At 58.9% G+C, this 19,405-nt stretch carries 19 protein-coding genes; 6 read left to right on the top strand and 13 right to left on the bottom strand.

What is annotated here, in order from left to right; translation table 11 throughout:
* Positions 1 to 29: 29 nt before the first annotated feature.
* From uhpT to ivbL, 7 genes are all read right to left on the bottom strand, one after another.
* Complete coding sequence (gene uhpT / locus E3U32_RS07535) at positions 30 to 1,421, bottom strand: hexose-6-phosphate:phosphate antiporter (protein WP_134348274.1); 1,392 nt, start codon at positions 1,419 to 1,421, stop codon at positions 30 to 32.
* A gap of 140 nt (positions 1,422 to 1,561) precedes the next feature.
* On the bottom strand, positions 1,562 to 2,881 hold the full coding sequence (locus E3U32_RS07530) for an MFS transporter (RefSeq protein WP_134348273.1): 1,320 nt from the start codon (positions 2,879 to 2,881) through the stop codon (positions 1,562 to 1,564).
* On the bottom strand, positions 2,874 to 4,379 hold the full coding sequence (gene uhpB, locus E3U32_RS07525) for a signal transduction histidine-protein kinase/phosphatase UhpB (RefSeq protein WP_134348272.1): 1,506 nt from the start codon (positions 4,377 to 4,379) through the stop codon (positions 2,874 to 2,876). The genes E3U32_RS07530 and uhpB overlap by 8 nt, the downstream gene beginning before the upstream one ends.
* Positions 4,376 to 4,969 (bottom strand): transcriptional regulator UhpA, encoded by a 594-nt coding sequence (gene uhpA, locus E3U32_RS07520; protein ID WP_014881931.1) that lies wholly within the window; start codon positions 4,967 to 4,969, stop codon positions 4,376 to 4,378. Before uhpA ends, uhpB begins: the two co-directional genes overlap by 4 nt.
* Positions 4,970 to 5,051: 82 nt before the next feature.
* Positions 5,052 to 5,339 (bottom strand): acetolactate synthase small subunit, encoded by a 288-nt coding sequence (gene ilvN / locus E3U32_RS07515; RefSeq protein ID WP_134348271.1) that lies wholly within the window; start codon positions 5,337 to 5,339, stop codon positions 5,052 to 5,054.
* Positions 5,340 to 5,342: 3 nt separating this feature from the next.
* A complete protein-coding gene (gene ilvB / locus E3U32_RS07510) occupies positions 5,343 to 7,031 on the bottom strand; it encodes an acetolactate synthase large subunit (RefSeq protein ID WP_134348270.1) in 1,689 nt (562 codons plus the stop codon).
* 102 nt (positions 7,032 to 7,133) lie between these two features.
* Entirely contained in the window at positions 7,134 to 7,232 is a 99-nt protein-coding gene (gene ivbL / locus E3U32_RS07505) for an ilvB operon leader peptide IvbL (RefSeq protein ID WP_071830013.1), read from the bottom strand.
* Between the two features lie 522 nt (positions 7,233 to 7,754).
* Here ivbL and tisB point away from each other — a divergent pair.
* The 4 genes from tisB (at position 7,755) to emrD (ending at position 10,611) form a co-directional block, all read left to right on the top strand.
* On the top strand, positions 7,755 to 7,844 hold the full coding sequence (tisB, locus tag E3U32_RS07495) for a type I toxin-antitoxin system toxin TisB (protein ID WP_047347446.1): 90 nt from the start codon (positions 7,755 to 7,757) through the stop codon (positions 7,842 to 7,844).
* Between the two features lie 64 nt (positions 7,845 to 7,908).
* Positions 7,909 to 8,355: a GNAT family N-acetyltransferase gene (locus E3U32_RS07490; RefSeq protein WP_134348268.1), complete on the top strand. Its 447-nt coding sequence runs from the start codon at positions 7,909 to 7,911 to the stop codon at positions 8,353 to 8,355.
* A gap of 62 nt (positions 8,356 to 8,417) precedes the next feature.
* Positions 8,418 to 9,251, top strand: coding sequence for an EamA family transporter (locus tag E3U32_RS07485; protein ID WP_134348267.1), 834 nt, complete (start codon positions 8,418 to 8,420; stop codon positions 9,249 to 9,251).
* Positions 9,252 to 9,426: 175 nt separating this feature from the next.
* Positions 9,427 to 10,611 carry a multidrug efflux MFS transporter EmrD gene (gene emrD, locus E3U32_RS07480; RefSeq protein WP_134348266.1) on the top strand — a complete coding sequence of 395 codons (1,185 nt, stop codon included), beginning with the start codon at positions 9,427 to 9,429 and terminating at the stop codon, positions 10,609 to 10,611.
* On the opposite strand, the gene E3U32_RS07475 is transcribed toward emrD, so the two are convergent.
* Both E3U32_RS07475 and dsdC read right to left on the bottom strand, forming a co-directional pair.
* The gene (locus E3U32_RS07475) at positions 10,514 to 11,602 is read right to left on the bottom strand and encodes a cellulase family glycosylhydrolase (RefSeq protein WP_134348265.1); all 1,089 of its coding nucleotides are present in this window, start codon (positions 11,600 to 11,602) and stop codon (positions 10,514 to 10,516) included. The genes emrD and E3U32_RS07475 overlap by 98 nt on opposite strands.
* Positions 11,603 to 11,686: 84 nt before the next feature.
* Positions 11,687 to 12,613: a DNA-binding transcriptional regulator DsdC gene (gene dsdC, locus E3U32_RS07470; protein WP_134348426.1), complete on the bottom strand. Its 927-nt coding sequence runs from the start codon at positions 12,611 to 12,613 to the stop codon at positions 11,687 to 11,689.
* Positions 12,614 to 12,817: 204 nt separating this feature from the next.
* Between dsdC and dsdX the strand changes: the two genes are divergently transcribed.
* Both dsdX and dsdA read left to right on the top strand, forming a co-directional pair.
* Positions 12,818 to 14,155: a D-serine transporter DsdX gene (dsdX, locus tag E3U32_RS07465; protein WP_134348264.1), complete on the top strand. Its 1,338-nt coding sequence runs from the start codon at positions 12,818 to 12,820 to the stop codon at positions 14,153 to 14,155.
* A 17-nt stretch (positions 14,156 to 14,172) separates the two neighbouring features.
* Complete coding sequence (dsdA, locus tag E3U32_RS07460; RefSeq protein ID WP_134348263.1) at positions 14,173 to 15,459, top strand: D-serine ammonia-lyase; 1,287 nt, start codon at positions 14,173 to 14,175, stop codon at positions 15,457 to 15,459.
* A gap of 82 nt (positions 15,460 to 15,541) precedes the next feature.
* On the opposite strand, the gene E3U32_RS07455 is transcribed toward dsdA, so the two are convergent.
* From E3U32_RS07455 to E3U32_RS07440, 4 genes are all read right to left on the bottom strand, one after another.
* Entirely contained in the window at positions 15,542 to 15,889 is a 348-nt protein-coding gene (locus tag E3U32_RS07455; protein ID WP_134348262.1) for a DUF202 domain-containing protein, read from the bottom strand.
* Positions 15,879 to 16,226: a YidH family protein gene (locus E3U32_RS07450; RefSeq protein ID WP_024907384.1), complete on the bottom strand. Its 348-nt coding sequence runs from the start codon at positions 16,224 to 16,226 to the stop codon at positions 15,879 to 15,881. Before E3U32_RS07450 ends, E3U32_RS07455 begins: the two co-directional genes overlap by 11 nt.
* Positions 16,227 to 16,318: 92 nt before the next feature.
* Positions 16,319 to 17,641, bottom strand: coding sequence for a 6-phospho-alpha-glucosidase (locus E3U32_RS07445; RefSeq protein WP_134348261.1), 1,323 nt, complete (start codon positions 17,639 to 17,641; stop codon positions 16,319 to 16,321).
* The gene (locus tag E3U32_RS07440; RefSeq protein WP_134348260.1) at positions 17,638 to 19,260 is read right to left on the bottom strand and encodes an alpha-glucoside-specific PTS transporter subunit IIBC; all 1,623 of its coding nucleotides are present in this window, start codon (positions 19,258 to 19,260) and stop codon (positions 17,638 to 17,640) included. The genes E3U32_RS07445 and E3U32_RS07440 overlap by 4 nt, the downstream gene beginning before the upstream one ends.
* Positions 19,261 to 19,405 lie beyond the last annotated feature (145 nt).

Here is a 19,405-nt window from a genome sequence, read left to right as displayed (position 1 = left end):
CACACCGGGCAAAGAAGTCACCTGCACACTCAGGCTATTTTTAATTTCTGCGCACGATTTTCACGGCGAATTTTACGTTCTTCCAGCACCGCAACCATCGCCATCAGAACGATACAGCCAATCGCTGCCGCATCCAGCGCCGCGAAGGTGCCTGCCCAGCCGGTGAGGCCGAAAATCGGCGTGCCGTCGGCGATCATCCCCAGACCCAGCTTAGCGAAGCTGTCACCAATCAGATAAGCGAAGGTGCCCTTAATCCCATCGGCAGCGCCGATCGCTTTTTTCGGCACGAAGCCAACGGCGGCTACGCCGATCAGCAGCTGCGGACCAAACACCAGGAAGCCGAGCGCGAACAGGGACGCCAGGTAAACGTACTGGTTACTGGCGTGTTGGTACACGCCAAGGGTGGCAATAATCAGCGCCAGCGCGACGCAGGCCACCAGCGCGCGACGGCCGTTGGCGAGGTCAGAGAGCCAGCCCCACAGCAGGGTGCCGACCAGCGCGCCCACTTCAAACAGGGTAAAGCCCTGAATCGCCACTTCTTTAGAAAGCTTCAGCTCCTGGAAGGCATACACGGTCGACCATTGGTCAATACCGATGCGCACCACGTACAGGAAGATGTTCGAGAAGCAGAGCAGCCAGATCACTTTGTTTTTCAGCACGTACTCAACAAAGATCTGCCATTTGGTCATCTCGTTTTCTTCGGTCTCTTTGTCCTCTTCGCTGATCTCCTCGCCGAACAGCTCTTCAGCTTTGCCGAGGCCGTAGGATTCCGGGGAGTCGCTGCCGAAGCGCAGGCCGATAAAGCCGACAATCAGGGCGATAATCGACGGGAAGATAAACATGCCGATCACGTGGCCGTCGAACAGGTAGTTCGCGCCAAACAGCGCCACGCCTGCCGCACCGGCCCCGCCGAGGTTGTGGGAGATGTTCCACATGCCGAGGTACGAACCACGCTTGCGGCGCGGGGTCCATTTGGTGATGGTAGAGTAGCTGCACGACCCGCCGGTACTCTGGAAGAAACCGCTCAGGGCGTAGAAGGCGATCATCAGGAACAGGCTAACGGAGCCGGTGCCCATGCTGGCGCTGAAGCCGAGCATACAGATAGCGGAGAGGATCAGCATAAACGGCAGGAACTGCTTGGTGTTTTTGCCGTCCGCGTAGTAGGACACAACGGTTTTCCCCACCCCGTAGGTGATGGAGAAGCCCAGGCCAATCATCCCCAGCTGCGTCATGCTCAGCCCGTAGGTCGAGATCATGTCGTTCTGCGCGATGTTAAAGTTCTTGCGGATCAGGTACATGGTCAGGTAGCCGATAAAGACCACCAGATAAGACTGCATGAACGGTTTGAACCACATTTTGCGCCGCACGTCGAGCGGCAGATCCAGGGTCGGCTTACGCACCTGATTGAGGAAGGCCAGCATGGTTTGCTCCTGAGCTGATTTTTACCTGCGAATGGCAGGCATTGTAAAAATCAGCCGGGAGAGACGCCTGAGACAGCGTCCAGGTAAAACCGGGAAAATTTCTTAGTTTTACGCCATTCGGGGCGAAAAGGTGAGGCGCATCACATCACGCTGGCTTCGCGCGGCGCCTGCGCGTTCAAAAACGGCAGCAGCAGCAGCGCAGAAATCCCCGCAGCGATGGCGATCACCGCGAAGAAACCGCTCCAGTGCCAGATGTCGATCACCCGCGCCAGCGGCCAGCCGGAGAGCGACGCGCCAAGGTAGGCGAACAGCCCGACAAAGCCCGTCGCCGCGCCGGCCGCCTCCTTGTGGGAACACTCCGCCGCCGCCATGCCGATCAGCATCTGCGGGCCGAACACGAAGAAACCAGTGGTGAAGAAGCACGCCGCCTGCATCACGTAGCTGGCAAACGGCATCAGCCACAGCGAGCCGACGGAGAGCAAAATCCCGGCGGCGAAAATCAGGTTCATTGGGCCGCGGTTGCCGTTGAACAGCTTATCCGAGCCCCATCCCGCCACCAGCGCACCGATAAACCCGCCCAGCTCGAACATCGTCACCGCCGAGTTGGCGGTCACCAGGTCCACACCGAGCGTCTCGGACATGTACAGATTGCCCCAGTCGTTGATGGCCGCACGCACCACGTAAACCAGCACATAGCAGAGCGAGAGAAGCCAGATATAGGGGTTTAACAGCACGTATTTGGTGAGGATCTCCTTGCGCGTCAGCCCCGCCCCCTCCTGCTGTTGCGCCATTTCCATCTCATCGTGCCGCCAGTCGCCCACCGCGGGCAGACCAACGGTTTGCGGCCTGTCGCGCAGCCGCCAGCAGAGGAACAGCCCCGCGAGAATGGCAAGCCCGCCGGCAATCATCATTCCCGCGCGCCAGCCGTAGTGCAGCGCCGCCGCGCCTACCACCATCGGGATCAGCGCCCCGCCGACGTTATGCGCGGTGTTCCAGACGGCCCACCAGCCGCCGCGCTCGTTGCGCGAGTACCACGCCGTGAGCAGGCGGGCGCAGACCGGCGCGCCCCAGCCCTGGAAAAACGCATTCAGCGCCCACAGCAGAGCAAAGGCCCAGAGAGAAGTGGAGAAGCCAAACAGAATATTCACCACGCCGGTGGCAATCAGCCCAACGCCCATGAAATAGCGCGCGTTGGAGCGGTCGCTGACAATGCCGGAGAAGAACTTCGACAGGCCGTAGGTGATGTAAAACAGCGTCGCCAGCAGGCCAATATCGGTACGCGTCATCACGCCGCTGGCGAGGATTTCCGGCGCGGCGGCGTTGAAGCTTTTGCGGGTGAAGTAGAACAGCGCATAGCCGAGCCAGATAGTGATCAGGATATGGCGACGCCAGTAGCGGTAGCGGGCGTCGATCTCCGCTTTATTGCCTATCGGCGCGGCGTTAACAGGGGTTTTAAACATGGTGGCTCCTTAGCGGCAGGCTGACGCTGACGCGCGTCCCGTGGGTGCAGGAGATATTCAGCGTGCCGCCCAGCGCCTTCACGCGCTCGCGCATGCCCGCCAGGCCAAAGCCCTGCTGGCCGGAGCCCGGCGGCAGGCCGCAGCCGTCGTCTTCAATCACCAGCTTGAGGCTTTCATCCTGCTGCCAGCCCTGCAGCGTCACCGCGCTGGCGTTGGCGTGTTTGACGATATTGTTCAGCCCCTCCTGACAGACGCGGAACAGCGTCACGCGCTGGCCTTCGCTGAGCGTAGATTCGTTAATGCGCCAGTCGAGATGGCTGACTATTCCGCGGCTTTCCAGCTCCATCTCGCGCATCAGGGAACGCACCGCCTGCTCCAGCGTCAGGTCATCAAGCTGGCGCGGGCGCAGCCGTCCCAGCAGGCGGCGAACAGAGTCATAGACCCCCAGCGAAAGCTGTTCGATATGCGCCCCGCCCTGCTTCACGCCGGCGTTTTCCGCCGCCAGACGCTGGACGATGCCCGCCTGCGTGCGGATGGCGGTGATGGTCTGGCCGATATCGTCGTGCAGTTCGCGGGCAACCTCCTGCCGCACGCTCTCTTCGGTCTCCAGCAGGCGCTCTGCCAGGCGGCGGTTGCGCGCCAGCTCGGTCTGCAGGGACTGGTTCAGCTCGCGCAGGCGCTGAATGCCCGCCCCCAGCAACAGCCCGGTCAGGCTCTGGGCCAGCAGGGAAAGCAGGAGGTCCACCGGATGGTCGTGCCAGGTCTGGCTGGCAATCAGCGCGATGGCGTTCATCAGCGTGGCGATCAGCGCCCCCTGCCAGCCATAGTGCCAGGCCAGTGCGATGATCGGCAGCGCCAGACAAAACGGGGTAAAGCGCGAAAGCTCTGCGGGCAGGCCAAGCTGCAGCCACAGGCTCACCACAAACAGCAGCAGATACCAGATGAGATGCCGGGCACGCCAGTTCACGGGTTGAGATACCAGCGCCGGGCCGAGCGGCTGCCAGACGGTGCTGGTGAGGTAATGCCAGATAACCAGACAGGTCGGGGCCAGCGTCAGGCCGCCGGTGAGGGTCAGCAGCAGCGCGTTGAGCATCTCCTTTTCCCCCATCCACGGCAAGGACTGCAGCAGCGCGGCGGCAATCAGCGCCGCGCCCTGACGCAGAAGCGTGCGCCAGTCGCGCTGGTGACGATAGCGGGAAATAAGCGCAACCGGAAGGAGCGTGAGCAGGCTTCCGGTCATCAATAAGGGCAGATGCGCGAGGGCGACTTCCTGCGCCAGCCAGACCAGCATCAGCCATTCAGCACCCAGCAAAACGGGCCAGTAGCCGCGCGGACATTGCAGCATCAGCCCCAGACGCAGACCGAAGGGAAACAACAGTACCGCCAGCTCCGGGCGCTCCACCAGATGCAGACTGATGCTCCACAGGCAGAACCAGGCGGCGGAGAAGATAAAGAAGCTGGCAACGACGGCAATCAGCCGCGAAAAGACGGGACTCATTGCCAGCTGTCGAACATACGGCGCGCCAGCTCAACGTCGTTGCTGACGTTGAGTTTTTCCATCAGGTTGGCGCGATGAACGTGCACGGTTTTCGGGGACAGATCCAGCTCAGCGGCAATCTCTTTTACCGACATCCCCTGCGCGAGTTTTTCCGCAACCTGACGCTCGCGCTTTGTGAGCGGATCCTGGCGTCCGGCCGCCAGCTTGATGGCGATATCCGGAGTTAAATAGCAGCCGCCGGTGGAGACGGTACGCACGGCGGCGATCAGCTCATCCGGGCTACAGCGTTTAGAGAGGAAGCCGCGCGCGCCCGCGTTGAGCGCCTGCTCGACCAGCGCCGGGCTGTCGTGGACTGACAGCATGATAGTCGCCATGCCTTTTGGAAGCTGGCTTAAGAGCTCAAGCCCGGAGAGATCCGGCATCGAGATGTCGCAGATACAGACCTGCACGCCGCGCCCCGGCAGGCCCGCCAGCGCTTCGCGTCCGGAGCCGAACTCGGCCACGACCTGAAAATCGGGTTCGAGGTTGAGAAGCTGGGCAAATCCGGAGCGGACGATAAGGTGGTCGTCGATAAGGGCGATGGTGGTCATGTGAGTTCCTGCGGTCTGAAAAAGCCGGATGGCGCTGCGCTTATCCGGCCTACAAGAGCGAAAGACGCTTACCTTAAGCGATTTACTCGAAGAACACCGCAATTTTGTTAAACATGGCGGGATCGGACTGGTTGCGCGCCACTTTGGTGACGTCTTCCAGCTTGTCGATCTGAGCCATCATCTGCTCCAGACGCTGGTCATCATTGACCAGTAGCCAGATGCGACTGTGCTCGCTGCCCTGAATCGGCAGACAGAGAATGCCTTCCACGTTAAACGCGCGGCGGGCAAACAGCCCGCAGACGTGAGTCATGACGCCAGGGTGGTTGCGGACGGTGAGTTCCAGAATGACGTTATCATGTTGTTTCTGCATGGCTTATTCCCCCACCATCTCAGTATTTGCCGCACCCGGCGGCACCATCGGATACACTTTTTGTTCAGGATCGATACGCACGTGGATCAGCGCCGGACCAGGGCGAGAGATCGCCTCCTGCAGTGCCGCGTGGGCATCCTCTTCCGCGTTCAGATCGCAGGTGTGCAGGCCAAAACCGGCGGCAATCTGCATAAAGTTAATCATCCCCGGATAGGTCGCGGCAAATACCCCCTGCTTGTAGAACAGGCTTTGCTGCTGGTGTACCAGCCCCAGCGCCTCGTTGTTCATCAGGATGATTTTCACGTCTAACTGGTTTTCGGCCGCGGTCGCCATTTCCTGAATGTTCATCATCAGGCTGCCGTCACCGGAGAAGCAGATCACCTTACGGTCCGGATTGGCCAGCGCCGCGCCCACGGCGGCGGGCAGGCCAAAGCCCATAGTGCCCAGGCCGCCGGAGGTCAGCCACTGGCGCGGACGGTTCAGCGGGTACGCCTGGGCAGTCCACATCTGGTGCTGACCAACGTCGGTGGTAACGATCGCGCTGTCGTCCACGCAGGCGGCAACGGCGTTAATCAGCCCGTAGTGGCTCAGCGGGTCGCCTTCGGTTGGAATGGTGCCCGGGAACTCGCGCTGCAGATCGGCCACCAGCTTACGCCAGTCGGCGCGGTCGGCTGCGTCCGTCTGCGGGATCAGCTGCGCCAGCACTTCCGCCACATCCCCCTGAATCGCCACATGCGGCTGTTTGATTTTGCCCAGTTCGGCGCGGTCGATATCCACGTGAATGATATTGGCATTCGGGCAGAACTGTTCGGTTTTACCAATCGCCCGGTCATCAAAACGCGCGCCCATAACAATCAGTAAATCAGCCTCTTGCAGAATGTAGTTGGTGCTGCGCGCGCCGTGCATGCCCAGCATTCCCAGAGACAGCGGGTGCGCTTTGGGCAGCATGCCGAGCGCCATCAGGGTCATGGTGGTGGGCAGGTTGGCTTTTTCCGCAAACTGACGGATTTCATCTGCGGCGTTAATTGCCCCACCGCCCAGATAGAGCACCGGACGTTTGGCGGCGTTAATCATGGCGGCGGCATCGCGCACGCTCTCAGCGCTGAATTCTGGCGCGGGGGCACGGTCGCCCGGCTCCGGCAGCACGTCGATCTCAATTTCCGCGGTCTGGACATCCTTAGGAATGTCTATCCACACCGGGCCTGGACGGCCAGACTGCGCAATGCGAAACGCATCGCTGATAACCTGAGGAAGCTCGGCGATGTCGCGAACTAAATAGTTATGCTTGGTGATGGGGATAGAGATGCCGTAGGTATCCACTTCCTGGAATGCATCGGTACCGATCATCGAGGACGGCACCTGACCCGTGATGCAGATCAGCGGAATGGAGTCGAGGCGCGCGTCGGCGATGGCGGTCACCAGGTTGGTTGCACCCGGGCCGCTGCAGGCCATACAGACCGCCGGTTTGCCCTGGGTACGCGCCATGCCCTGAGCGATAAAACCTGCCCCTTGCTCGTGGCGCGCCAGCACGTGGCGGATCTGCGTGCTTTGGCTTAACGCATCGTACAGCGGCAGCACCGTGCCGCCAGGGATGCCCGCAACCGTGGTGATACCTTGCCGTTCCAGCAAATGAACGATCAGCTGCGCGCCGGTGAAACGCGTCTTGGTGGATGTTGTGCCCGAAATTGCCATGCTCCAGTCCTTTTATGGGCCGACTTTCCGGGAGGCGTTTAAACTAAAAACCCCGCCCGGTTTGCGCCGGCGGGGTTTTGGATTCGTGTGTTGATCCAGTCCCTACGGCGCATTGCCGACGACCACCACCACACGCACGACGACCACTGCGGCTGGTTGCGCAGTTTTTAGTAGGGTCGCGGTGTTCATGGATGCAGTCATTGGGGACCTGTGTTTGGATTCATTGATTGAATTTATACAAACACAGGTTTTTCGGCGTGACAATGGAAATATTTTCATCTGCGCAAAAATGCGTCAGGGATCACGTTTCGTTTGTTGAGCGATAAAAACAAAAAACCCCGCCGGAGCGAGGTTTTTATCAGGGTTTTGCGGTTGGTCGCCGCAGAACACACTGTGTTACGTCAACGCAAAAAAGTATACGCGATCGAAGACGAACGCGCAATTCAGGCACGGATTTTGACGTTTTTGAGTATGGATGGGGTTTCGTGTTTTGTCCAAAAAATACTGTTCATACATACAGTATTTATCTATAATGAGGATGTTCGCAGTGAGCGAGGGGGCCGCAGTTCTACCGGCGCAACGAAGTCCTGGCTGAAACGGGTGGTGCCGTCAGTGCCTTAACCCCTGAAGTGAGCACACTGTGTTACGTCAATCCAGGTGCTGGCAACAGGCGGCGGAAAGGTACGCCAGCATCGTGCTCCTTTTAACCAAAAGGAGACGCGTATGAGCGTAGTGGATATGGTGATACTTATCCTCAAACTCATTGTTGCTGTACTGCAACTGCTTGATGCTGTCCTGAAATTCATTCGCTGATTCAGGTTCAAGTCGCACCTGAGAGGGGCGGGAAACCGCCCCTCTTTAATAACGAGGGAATGCTATGTCGCGTCTGTTAATTGAGCCTGTTACGCCAGAAGAGCCAGGGTACATCGCCCTGAAGGCTGAAAGTATCGCATTGAATTTCAACATGCTGCGCAGGCTGGAAGAGAACTGGCAGCGGGGTGAAAACCGCTTTAACGCGCCGGGCGAAAAGCTGCTGGGTGCCTTTCTCAACGGCAAGCTGGTGGGCGTGTGCGGTCTTAACCGCGATCCGTTCAGCCAGCAGCCGCGCGCCGGCCGCATTCGCCATCTCTACGTCAGCGAGAAGTGCCGCGGGTTGGGCATTGGCAAACAGCTTTTGACCGTGGTGATGGCCGATGCCAGCATCTGGTTTGATTTCCTCAATACCCATGCGCCGGACGCCGCGTACGGTTTCTATCGTCAGGCGGGTTTTACGCTGGTGTCTGACGAACCGCGGGTGACGCACCGTCTGTTTTGCGCAATTTGAGCGGCTTGCGGCATCGGATGGCGAATGTTACAGTTAAGTGACAACTCACCACCCGACACGCCATGACCATCACCGTTTTCTGCATTTTACTCTTCGCCGCGCTGCTGCATGCCAGCTGGAACGCCATCGTCAAAGCCGGAACGGACAAGCTCTATTCTGCAATCAGCGTCAGCGGCTCCGCCACGCTGATTGCCCTGGTGCTGCTCCCCTTCTCGCCGCAGCCTTCTGCCGCAAGCTGGCCGTTTTTGATTGTCTCCTGCGCCTTACAGGTGGTGTACACGGTGCTGGTGGCGAAGACCTATCAGGTCTCCGATATGAGCCAGACCTATCCGCTGATGCGCGGCACCGCGCCGCTGCTGGTGGCGCTGGTAAGCGTGCTGGTGCTCGGCGATAGCCTCTCGTGGCTCGCCTGGTCCGGCATCGGGGTGATCTGCCTGTCGATACTGGCGATGGCGATGAACGGACGCATGCAGTCGCGAAAAGGGATCTGGCTGGCGCTGCTGAATGCCTGTTTTATCGCGGGCTATACGCTGGTGGACGGCACCGGCGTGCGGCTCTCGGACACCGCGCTGGGCTACACGCTGTGGACCTTCTTTATGAACGGCTTCTGCCTGCTGAGCTGGGCGATGGTCGCGCGTCGGCGTGAAGCGTCCAGCTATCTCCGTCTGCACTGGAAAAAGGGGTTGCTCGGCGGCGTGGGGACCATGGGCTCTTATGGCCTGGCGCTATGGGCAATGACGCAGGCACCGCTGGCGGTGGTCGCGGCGCTGCGTGAAACCTCCATTCTCTTTGGGGCGCTTATCGCTTTTATGCTTTTAAAAGAGCGGGTTGCGGGCCTGCGTATTGCTGCGGCGCTGGGAATTGCGGGCGGCGCGATTCTGCTGCGCCTGGCGTAAATCACTGGCAACATTAGTTGCCGATCTTGTTTACAAATCCTGCCTTGTCCTGTTTCTCCATTCATCACAGTAATGCTTAATTTGTCATCTCACTGTGGTAGATTCCTCGCGCATTTATGGGAATGCGCAGTCACTTATTCTTCATTTTTCTCTTTTGGCAAAAGTATTCAGCGACATGAAAAAACAAAGGAACGTTAACTTATTGTTGATGCTGGTGTTACTGGTGGCCGTCGGTCAGATGGCGCAAACCATCTACATTCCGGCGATTGCCGACATGGCAAAGGAACTTAACGTCCGCGAGGGCGCAGTACAAAGCGTGATGGCAGCCTACCTGCTGACCTATGGCGTTTCGCAGTTGTTCTATGGTCCGCTCTCCGACCGTATCGGCCGCCGTCCGGTGATTTTAGTCGGCATGTGCATTTTCATGGTCGCGACGGTGATTGCGATGACCACTCATAACCTGACCGTACTGATTGCCGCCAGCGCCCTGCAGGGCGTCGGTACCGGCGTCGGCGGTGTGATGGCGCGAACCTTACCGCGTGATATGTATCAGGGCACCCAGCTCCGCCATGCCAACAGCTTGTTGAATATGGGGATTCTGGTAAGCCCGCTGCTGGCACCGCTGATTGGCGGCCTGCTGGACACGATGTGGTCCTGGCGCGCCTGCTACGCCTTCCTGCTGACGCTCTGCATCATTGTGACCTTCAGCATGGCGCGCTGGATGCCGGAAACGCGCCCGCATGACGCGCCGCGCACGAAGCTCATCACCAGCTATAAAACGCTGTTCGGTAACGGATCGTTTACCTGCTACCTGCTGATGCTGATCGGCGGTCTGGCGGGCATTGCGGTGTTCGAAGCCTGTTCCGGCGTGCTGCTGGGCGCGGGTCTTGGCCTGAGCAGCATGGTGGTGAGTATTCTGTTTATTCTGCCAATCCCGGCGGCGTTCTTCGGTGCGTGGTTTGCCGGACGTCAGAACAAGCGTTTCTCAACCCTGATGTGGCAGTCGGTGATCAGCTGCCTGCTGGCTGGCGTAATGATGTGGATCCCGGGGCTGTTCGGCGTGATGACCGTCTGGACGCTGCTGATCCCGGCGGCGCTGTTCTTCTTCGGTGCGGGCATGCTGTTCCCGCTCGCCACCAGCGGCGCGATGGAGCCGTTCCCGTTCCTTGCAGGCACGGCGGGCGCGCTGGTGGGCGGTTTGCAGAACATCGGTTCCGGCGCGCTGGCCTGGCTCTCCGCGATGATGCCGCAGAACGGGCAGGCTAGTCTGGGGTTACTGATGACGCTGATGGGGCTGCTGATTTTACTGTGCTGGCTGCCGCTGGCGTCGCGTGTCCCGCATCACGAGCAGCCGGTTTAACCGCATGATGGCCCGGCTTCTCGCCGGGCTTTTCACAGACAGGTGCGATCATCGCCTGTAATAACGGCTCTGGCGCAGGTCGCCAGGCGCCCTCTTCTCCGTCGTAAAACTGAAAATCCGCGTTAAGCGCATACGGAATTTTCGCCTTTTGCAGCTCGCAGGCCATATACGTGGCAAACGCCATTTGTGACGCAGTCGGCGTTAAGCGGCTTGATTCCCCAACGCCCCAGCCGCCGACCCAGCTAACGTGTCCGGTTTTTTGCTGCCAGCGCAGCGCGGTATTGATGCGGTTATGGATAGCCGCTTTCTCCGCCGCCGTGCCGGACGTCCACGGATATTTACCGCTATTTTTCAGCGGCCCCCACGGGAAAATATGCCACTCCGCCAGCAGGTAGTTCTGGCTATGGGCAGGCAGCTTCAGGCTGGTTAAATCCTCCGGCGCGGCGCGCAGGCGCGGTGCGATGAAGATCATGCGCTGCGGGTCAATGTCGTGGATCGCTTTAATGGTTTTTTCATAGACGCGGTTTAACGACGCCAGGTTGTGATTGAGCTTGTCAGCCGGCTCATAAATGAGATCAAACCCCAGCAGAGGGTAGCTCTGGCCGAAATAGTGCGCCACGGCAATCCACCAGTTGATCGTCTCTTTCTCATTATCGGCTTTCGGGTCGTTTTTGTATTCATCAGCCTGATAAGCGACTATCGGGATCACGCCATACTGCTCGCAGGCTTCCACCAGCTTGCGCAGGTGGATCAGCCGCGCTTCCGTCGGTTCATCGGCCACGCGGATACGCACATGGGTAATGCCTTTTGCACGGAAATCGCGAACCACCAGCGGATCGAACTCGCGAATACCGCGCTCGGTGCGCGCCCAGTCCACATCCATTCCGACGCCCAGCTGCTGCGCATAGTGGGCAGCCGTCAGCGGCGGCTCAGCGGCAACCGCCCAGCCGGAAGAGATCAGTAACGCAGAGGCAATAAAAGGCTTTAACACGGTTTACCCTGGATAAATCAAAAGCATTACCTGTATTTAGCACGCTTTTTCACATTTGGTGTAGCGTCAAAGCGTAATAATTCTTCACCTCACCAGTTCTCTCAGCCAGCCGATAAAGGCGTCAATTTTCGGCCACTGGCGGCCGGGAAGCGTTGAGATGTAATAATGCTGATGGCATTTGAGGGTTTTTTCACCAAACGGTGCAATCAACTCGCCCCGCTCGAGCCGTTTTTGCACCAGCCGCTTTCTTCCCATCGCGACGCCTACGTGGTTGATGGCCGCAATAATCGCTAAATCGGAACGATCGAAACCAATGCCCGATGATGGCGGCATATTCACCGCAAAGTGCTGCGCCCAGCTCAGCCACTCGTCCGTGCCGGAATCATTGCTCCAGGCCTGACGGTCATGCAGTAACGTGCAGTGGCTGAGGTTATGGGGGTTTTTCAGCAGTTCATGCTCCCGGGCATACGCCGGCGAGCAGACGGGCAAAATTTCTTCGTCCATCAAAAAGTGATGAGAAAGGTGGTTTGGCGGCGTATCGTCGAAATAGAGCGCCAGATCGATGCCGGTTCTCTGCATGTTGACGTAATCATTGCCGGTCAAGATGGTGAGTGAAATCGACGGGTAGCGGCGGGTAAAATCCCCCAGCATCGGCACCAGCCAGCACTGAGCAATCGACGGCCGGGAGTATACCGTTAGCGTACCGGACAGCGCCTGGTTTTTGATATCCAGGATCTCCTGATTCAGGGTGTCGAGGGACGATTTCAGCGTCCAGTAAACGCGCTTTCCCTCCTGCGTCAGTTCAACTTTACGGTGTGAGCGAACAAACAGCTGAATGCCCAGTTCCTCTTCCAGCAGGTTGATGCGGTGGCTCACCGCGCTGGGGCTGAGCGAGAGTTCCTCCGCCGCCAGTGCGAAGGACTCATGCCGGGCAGCCACTTCAAAGGTGTACATTTTCGACAGCTGCCAGCCGTTTAACAGCCGGTTTCTGACTTCATTCGCATCGGTCATCACAATTCTCACACGTTATTTCTGCGCTCAGCATACCGCTCAAGCATGAATTAATGTGAACCAACGACGAAATAAGTGTGCTTTTTAGAGTTCAGTCACTCAGTTGATCCAATCTGGCTCACCTGAACGCCAATTTATATCGTTTGTCAGCCCACGCCGTTTTTTCGTCCAATACCCCCAGATGACATAAGGGTGAGGTGAGATATGGGATCTCAGGTCTGGGTTGTGGCAACGCTGCTTGTCAGCATCGTGTTGATTGTTTTAACCATCGTAAAACTGAAGTTTCACCCGTTCCTCGCGCTGCTGCTGGCGAGCTTTTTCGTCGGCGCGATGATGGGGATGAGCCCGCTGGATATGGTGAACGCCATTGAGAGCGGAATTGGCGGTACGCTGGGCTTCCTGGCGGCGGTTATCGGCCTTGGCACTATTCTCGGCAAAATGATGGAAGTTTCCGGCGCGGCAGAGCGCATCGGGATTACGTTGCAGCGCTGCCGCTGGCTGTCAGTAGACGTGATTATGGTGCTGGTGGGCCTTATCTGCGGCATTACCCTGTTCGTGGAAGTGGGTGTGGTACTGCTGATCCCGCTGGCGTTTTCCATCGCCAAAAAGACCAACACGTCGCTGCTCAAGCTTGCCATTCCGCTCTGCACCGCACTGATGGCGGTGCACTGCGTGGTGCCTCCGCATCCGGCTGCGCTGTTTGTCACCAACAAATTAGGTGCGGATGTCGGAACGGTGATTGTCTACGGTCTGATGGTGGGCCTGATGGCCTCTCTGGTCGGTGGCCCGCTCTTCCTGAAACTGCTCGGCAACCGTCTGCCGTTTAAACCGGTTCCGGCGGAATTTTCAGACCTGAAGGTGCGGGAAGAGCACACTCTGCCGTCGCTGGGTGCGACGCTGTTCACCGTGCTGCTGCCGATTGCCCTGATGCTGGTGAAAACCATCGCCGAGCTGAATATGGCAAAAGAAGGCACGCTGTATACCCTGCTGGAGTTTATCGGCAACCCAATCACCGCGATGTTTATCGCCGTGTTTGTCGCCTACTACCTGCTGGGGATCCGCCAGCATATGGGCATGGGCACGATGCTGACGCACACCGAGCACGGCTTCGGCTCTATCGCCAACATTTTGCTGATTATCGGCGCGGGCGGCGCGTTCAACGCCATCCTTAAAACCAGCGGGCTGGCGGACTCACTGGCGCATATTCTCTCGAACCTGCACATGCATCCTATCCTGCTCGCCTGGCTGGTGGCGCTGGTGCTGCATGCCGCCGTTGGCTCCGCTACGGTCGCGATGATGGGGGCGACGGCGATAGTCGCGCCGATGCTGCCCCTCTACCCGAACGTAAGCCCGGAGATTATCACCATTGCCATCGGTTCTGGCGCTATTGGCTGCACGATCGTGACCGATTCTCTCTTCTGGCTGGTGAAGCAATACTGCGGCGCGACCCTGAATGAGACCTTCAAATACTATACGACGGCGACGTTTATCGCCTCGGTGCTTGCACTTGGCGGCACATTCCTGCTTTCTTTCATTATCTGAGCGCGACGAGACGTATTATGGAAAACGCAACTATCACTACTTTAACCGCACAGTTTCCTCTGGTTGAGGATCTGATTGCCCTGAAAGAAACCACCTGGCTCAACCCGAACGCCACCACGCTTGCACAAGGGTTGCCGTATGTCGGGCTGACCAAAGCCGACGTGGACGATGCGCATGCTCGTCTCAACCGCTTCGCGCCGTATCTGGCGAAAGCCTTCCCTGAGACGGCCGCCACGAAGGGGATTATTGAATCCGAACTGGTCGCCATTCCGGCAATGCAGGCGCGGCTGGAGAAAGAATCTGGCAAATCCATTCCCGGCATGCTGCTGCTGAAAAAAGACAGCCATCTGCCAATCTCCGGCTCGATTAAAGCGCGCGGCGGCATCTATGAGGTGCTGACCCACGCGGAAAAGCTGGCGCTGGAGGCCGGATTGCTGAGCACCGAAGACGACTACAGCATTCTGCTGGAACCGCGCTTTAAGGACTTCTTCAGCCAGTACAGCATCGCGGTGGGTTCAACCGGCAACCTGGGGATGTCCATCGGCATTATGAGCGCTCGTATTGGCTTTAAGGTCACGGTGCATATGTCCGCCGATGCCCGCGAGTGGAAGAAAGCCAAACTGCGCAGCCACGGCGTCATCGTTGTGGAGTATGAGCAGGATTACGGCGTGGCGGTAGAGCAGGGACGAAAAGCGGCGGAAAGCGATCCGAACTGCTTCTTTATCGACGATGAAAACTCCCGCACCCTGTTCCTGGGCTACGCGGTTGCAGGCGAGCGCCTGAAGGCGCAGTTTGCCGAACAGGGCCGCGTGGTGGATGCGGAGCATCCGCTGTATGTCTACCTGCCGTGCGGCGTCGGCGGCGGCCCTGGCGGCGTGGCGTTTGGCCTGAAGCTGGCCTTTGGCGATAACGTGCACTGCTTCTTTGCGGAGCCTACGCACTCTCCGTGCATGCTGCTGGGCGTCTACACCGGCCTGCATGATGAGATTGCCGTGCAGGATCTGGGCATTGATAACGTCACGGCAGCGGATGGGCTGGCAGTAGGACGCGCGTCGGGCTTCGTGGGCCGCGCGATGGAGCGCCTGCTTGACGGGTTCTACACCCTCTCCGATCAGAGCATGTACGACATGCTGGGCTGGCTGGCGCAGGAGGAAGGGATTCGCCTGGAGCCGTCCGCGCTGGCAGGCATGGCCGGCCCGCTGCGCGTGCATTCGGATGCCAGCGTCACTCACCTGGTGTGGGCGACCGGCGGCGGCATGGTGCCGGAAGACGAGATGGCGAAGTATCTGGCTAAAGGGAAGTAATTATGCCGGGTGGCGACTGCGCCTTACCCGGCCTACAGTTCGCGGCAGTTGTAGGCCCGGTAAGGCGTAGCCGCCACCGGGCTTACAGGCTTAAAATTTGTTGAATGTGGGTTACCGCAAACAACAGCGACAGCGAGAAAACAGCGAGCGCGATCAGGAACTTATCGCGCACCGCTTTCGGCTGCACAAAATCGTCCTGCGCCACGTCCATCAGGTTACGGCTGCGGGTATAGCGCCATAAAATGAGGGCCACCAGCGCCAGCACAACAACAGAGATCCAGAACGGCACCCCGGCGCGGTGCCAGTTGTGCTTAATCGCCAGGGCAATCAGCGCGCCATACCCCAGCAGCGTGCGCAGCCACGCGAGGGACGTCCGCTCCGGCTGCAGGCCGGGGTCCGCTTCGCGCCGCGCTTTGCGGCTATCCGCCATAGAACACCAGCACCATCACCACGCCCGCTACCGCCAGCAGGATTGCGCTGATGATGAGTAATCCGCGCGTATAGGGCAGATCCTGCTTCAGACGCATCGCCTTCTCATTGCGCAGCCAGCGCAGGTAACCATAAATCGCCAGCACGCCCGCAAACAGGCACAGCAGTAGCGCCAGCACTTCGCGAATCAGCGGCGTGGCGAAATCAGGCGCGAGCTGGTCGAGGCCGACGCCTGCCGCCAGAAAACCGAGCGCCGTGCGGATCCACGCTAAGAACGTGCGTTCATTAGCCAGCGAGAAGCGGTAGTCCGGCGCTTCGCCGAGGCGGGAAATTTTCATGAAGGTTCCTTGTCGTGCTACAGGCAGGCTTCAGCATAGCGTAAATCGACCAGGACAAGGAGACCGGCATCGGGCGATGCCGGTCTGGAAGGTTAATGCAGCTCTGGCCAGTACTCTTTGTTGGCTTCGATCAGGTCATCCAGAATCGCTTTCGCAACGGACGCGCTCGGCACGGTTTTCGACAGGGTAATCGCCTGCCAGAGTTTCTGGTACGAGCGGTGCTCCCAGGCATCCACCACCAGTTTCTCTACCGCCACCTGCTGGCTCATCAGCCCTTTCTGGAAGTGTGGAATATCACCCACCGTGAGCGGCTCCGGCCCGTTATGGCCCACCAGGCACGGAATTTCCACCATCGCGTCGGCGTCAAAGTTATGGATGGCCCCGTTGTTTGGCACAATCAGCAGCATCCGCTCCTGGGTGTTAAAGGCAATGGCCGTCGCCAGATCGACGATATACGACGCATGTTCATCGATTTCCAGCTCACCGGCGGAGGATTTTCCGGCTTCGATAATCGCCCGGCAGGCGCTGAACACATGCTTCTCACGGTGATCCATGACCTCATTAGCGCGGGTCCGTTCCGGGTTGGCGTGCGCCACCACGTAGTCCGGGAACAGGTAATACTTCAGGTAGGTGTTCGGCATAGTGTCCGGATCCAGCGCCTGCACGTCTTTTGCTTTGGCGAAGGTATCGTTCCAGCTCGCTTCGGTATGCGCATCGTCCGAAGGCGGAACATAGCCGTTTTTCGCCACGTATTCGCGCAGTTTCGGCAGCAGATCGTTGCCGTTCAGATCTTCAATAGACGTCCACCAGCCGAAATGATTCAGTCCGTAGTAGCGCACGCGCATCTGTTTGCGGTCTTTCAGGCCGACAATCTGCGCCATGCGTCCTTCAATGCCGATCGGCATATCGCATATGTTGAGGATTTTGGCGTTCGGACGCAGGCGGCGCGTGGCTTCCGCGACAATCGCCGCCGGGTTGGAATAGTTCAGCATCCACGCGTTCGGGGAGTACTGCTCCATGTAATCCACCAGCTCCAGCACGCCGCCGATAGAGCGCATGCCGTAGGCGATCCCGCCCGGTCCGCAGGTTTCCTGGCCCAGCACGCCGTGGCGCAGCGGGATTTTTTCATCTTTTTCACGCATCGGGTATTTGCCCACGCGGATATGCGCCATCACGAAATCCACATCAGTAAACGCCGCTTTCGGATCGGTGGTGTAGCTGAACTCAATCTCCGGAGCCTGCTCTCTGAGGATGATTTTGCACGCTTCGGCGATGGTCTCCTGACGCGCGCCGTCGTTGTCATAAAACTTCAGGGCGCGCAGCGGGAAACGGTCACGGTTGGCTAACAGCATCAGGACGATACCAGGCGTAAACGTGCTGCCGCCGCCTGCAATGACAACTGAGAATTTTTTCATGATATAGCCTCTGTCAGGGTAGTTTGTTCATTCGTTGAAGGGGTTTTCATTAGCGATTCAAGCTGGTCGCGCACCTGAGGAACGTGCAGACCAACAATCACCTGAATGCCGTTGCCGCGTCGCACCACACCGTGTGCGCCAAGGGCTTTGAAGACGTCGTCGCTTTGCGTTTTCGCCATATCGACCAGCGCAATGCGCAGGCGGGTGGCGCAGTTGTTGATGCTTTCGATGTTGGCCGCACCGCCGAGCGCCTGCAGGAATCCGGCGGCCTGTCCGACCTGCTGGCTGGCCGCCGCCGGGGCGGTGGTTTGCCCGCGCGCCGCCTTATAGTCGGCCTTGCTGTAGAGTTTGATTTCGCTCTCTTCCCGGCCCGGGGTTTTCAGGTTCAGCCGCTCAATCAGCGTTTTGAAGACCACGAAATAGAGACCGGTGAAGCAGACGCCAATGCCGATCTGGGTGAATACCGTTGACGCGTGGTTGTGGAACATCGGGATCCAGTTTTGCGGCAGGAACTGGTCCAGCAGGCCGCCACCCATGTTCCCCACGACGCCGAAGAGGTACATCACCGTCGCCATGGTCGCCGCCAGCACGGCGTGGACGGCAAACAGCAGCGGTGAGATAAACAGGAAGGTGAATTCCAGCGGCTCAGTAATACCCACCAGCACGGCGGTGAGCGTAGCCGGGATCAGCAGCCCCGCCACCTTAACGCGGTTTTCCGCCGACGCGGTGTACCAGATGGCCAACGCAATCCCGACCGAGCCAAACACCTTAGAGTTGCCGTGCAGCGCGAATCCGCCTTCCGGGAAGAGAGTTTTCAGCGGCAGCGTGCTCTGGCTGAATTCCTGCAGGTGCTGCGCCCAGTAGACCTGAATCCCCCCTTCCACCGCCGCCGGACCGAAGATGAACGGACCGTAGACGAAGTGGTGCAGCCCGGTTGGGATCAGAATGCGTTCCAGGAAGGTATACACCCACACGCCCAGCGCACCGGCAGAGCGCAGGAAAGCCTGCAGGGACTCGATGCCCATCTGCACTTTCGGCCAGCCCAGCAGCGTCAGCCAGGCGCAGGGGATCATGACGAAGAACGCGAGGATAACGACAAACGAGCTGCCCTGGAAAATCCCCAAAAAGACCGGCAGCGGCTTGTCAAAATAGCGGTTGTGGATGGCGGTAACGATACCTGAAATCACAATGGCACCGATGATGCTGGTATCGAGCGTTTTGATTCCGGCAATCATCGCCAGCCCGCTTCCGGCGGTAGGTTCAGCAGAGAAGTCGACGCCAAAGAAATGGCCCCAGGTCATGCCCATCGCGTTGATGAAGTAGTTCCAGGTCAGGAAGCTAATCAGCACCGCCAGACAGGCGCGGCCCTGCGCCTGCTTCGCCAGGCCAATCGGTAAGCCGACGGCAAAAATCAGCGGCATATTGCGAAACACCGCCCAGCCGCCCTCTTCAATAATGTGAACAATCTGCGCGAAAAGATGATCGGGGGCCGTTAACGCTTCGCCGACAAACAGCGGGTTGCGAAGCATAATGGCGATTCCCACCACGATCCCGGCAAACGGAAACAGCAACACCGGGGTAAACATGGCACCGCCAAAACGTTGTATTTGACTGAGCATTTTTAAATCCTCACGTAACAACCTGTAGGGGGTAGAGGCCTTTATGTTTTTTTACTGGCCTGAGGTGAGCATAAGAACTTACTGATGCGCGAACATGGCGTGCCGCTGCGATTCGTGATCGCATTCATGGTTTTATTTTGACCAA

This window comes from Lelliottia nimipressuralis, from assembly GCF_004402045.1.
Classification (GTDB): Bacteria; Pseudomonadota; Gammaproteobacteria; order Enterobacterales; family Enterobacteriaceae; genus Enterobacter; species Enterobacter chinensis.
This window is presented reverse-complemented; position numbering and strand designations above follow the sequence as displayed.

What these genes read in the sequence shown, in the direction of transcription:
- uhpT (WP_134348274.1), bottom strand. Translation starts at nt 1,421, where the DNA reads ATGCTGGCCTTCCTCAATCAGGTGCGTAAGCCGACCCTGGATCTGCCG.
- E3U32_RS07530 (WP_134348273.1), bottom strand. Translation starts at nt 2,881, where the DNA reads ATGTTTAAAACCCCTGTTAACGCCGCGCCGATAGGCAATAAAGCGGAG.
- uhpB (WP_134348272.1), bottom strand. Translation starts at nt 4,379, where the DNA reads ATGAGTCCCGTCTTTTCGCGGCTGATTGCCGTCGTTGCCAGCTTCTTT.
- uhpA (WP_014881931.1), bottom strand. Translation starts at nt 4,969, where the DNA reads ATGACCACCATCGCCCTTATCGACGACCACCTTATCGTCCGCTCCGGA.
- ilvN (WP_134348271.1), bottom strand. Translation starts at nt 5,339, where the DNA reads ATGCAGAAACAACATGATAACGTCATTCTGGAACTCACCGTCCGCAAC.
- ilvB (WP_134348270.1), bottom strand. Translation starts at nt 7,031, where the DNA reads ATGGCAATTTCGGGCACAACATCCACCAAGACGCGTTTCACCGGCGCG.
- ivbL (WP_071830013.1), bottom strand. Translation starts at nt 7,232, where the DNA reads ATGACTGCATCCATGAACACCGCGACCCTACTAAAAACTGCGCAACCA.
- tisB (WP_047347446.1), top strand. Translation starts at nt 7,755, where the DNA reads ATGAGCGTAGTGGATATGGTGATACTTATCCTCAAACTCATTGTTGCT.
- E3U32_RS07490 (WP_134348268.1), top strand. Translation starts at nt 7,909, where the DNA reads ATGTCGCGTCTGTTAATTGAGCCTGTTACGCCAGAAGAGCCAGGGTAC.
- E3U32_RS07485 (WP_134348267.1), top strand. Translation starts at nt 8,418, where the DNA reads ATGACCATCACCGTTTTCTGCATTTTACTCTTCGCCGCGCTGCTGCAT.
- emrD (WP_134348266.1), top strand. Translation starts at nt 9,427, where the DNA reads ATGAAAAAACAAAGGAACGTTAACTTATTGTTGATGCTGGTGTTACTG.
- dsdC (WP_134348426.1), bottom strand. Translation starts at nt 12,613, where the DNA reads ATGACCGATGCGAATGAAGTCAGAAACCGGCTGTTAAACGGCTGGCAG.
- dsdX (WP_134348264.1), top strand. Translation starts at nt 12,818, where the DNA reads ATGGGATCTCAGGTCTGGGTTGTGGCAACGCTGCTTGTCAGCATCGTG.
- dsdA (WP_134348263.1), top strand. Translation starts at nt 14,173, where the DNA reads ATGGAAAACGCAACTATCACTACTTTAACCGCACAGTTTCCTCTGGTT.
- E3U32_RS07455 (WP_134348262.1), bottom strand. Translation starts at nt 15,889, where the DNA reads ATGGCGGATAGCCGCAAAGCGCGGCGCGAAGCGGACCCCGGCCTGCAG.
- E3U32_RS07450 (WP_024907384.1), bottom strand. Translation starts at nt 16,226, where the DNA reads ATGAAAATTTCCCGCCTCGGCGAAGCGCCGGACTACCGCTTCTCGCTG.
- E3U32_RS07445 (WP_134348261.1), bottom strand. Translation starts at nt 17,641, where the DNA reads ATGAAAAAATTCTCAGTTGTCATTGCAGGCGGCGGCAGCACGTTTACG.
- E3U32_RS07440 (WP_134348260.1), bottom strand. Translation starts at nt 19,260, where the DNA reads ATGCTCAGTCAAATACAACGTTTTGGCGGTGCCATGTTTACCCCGGTG.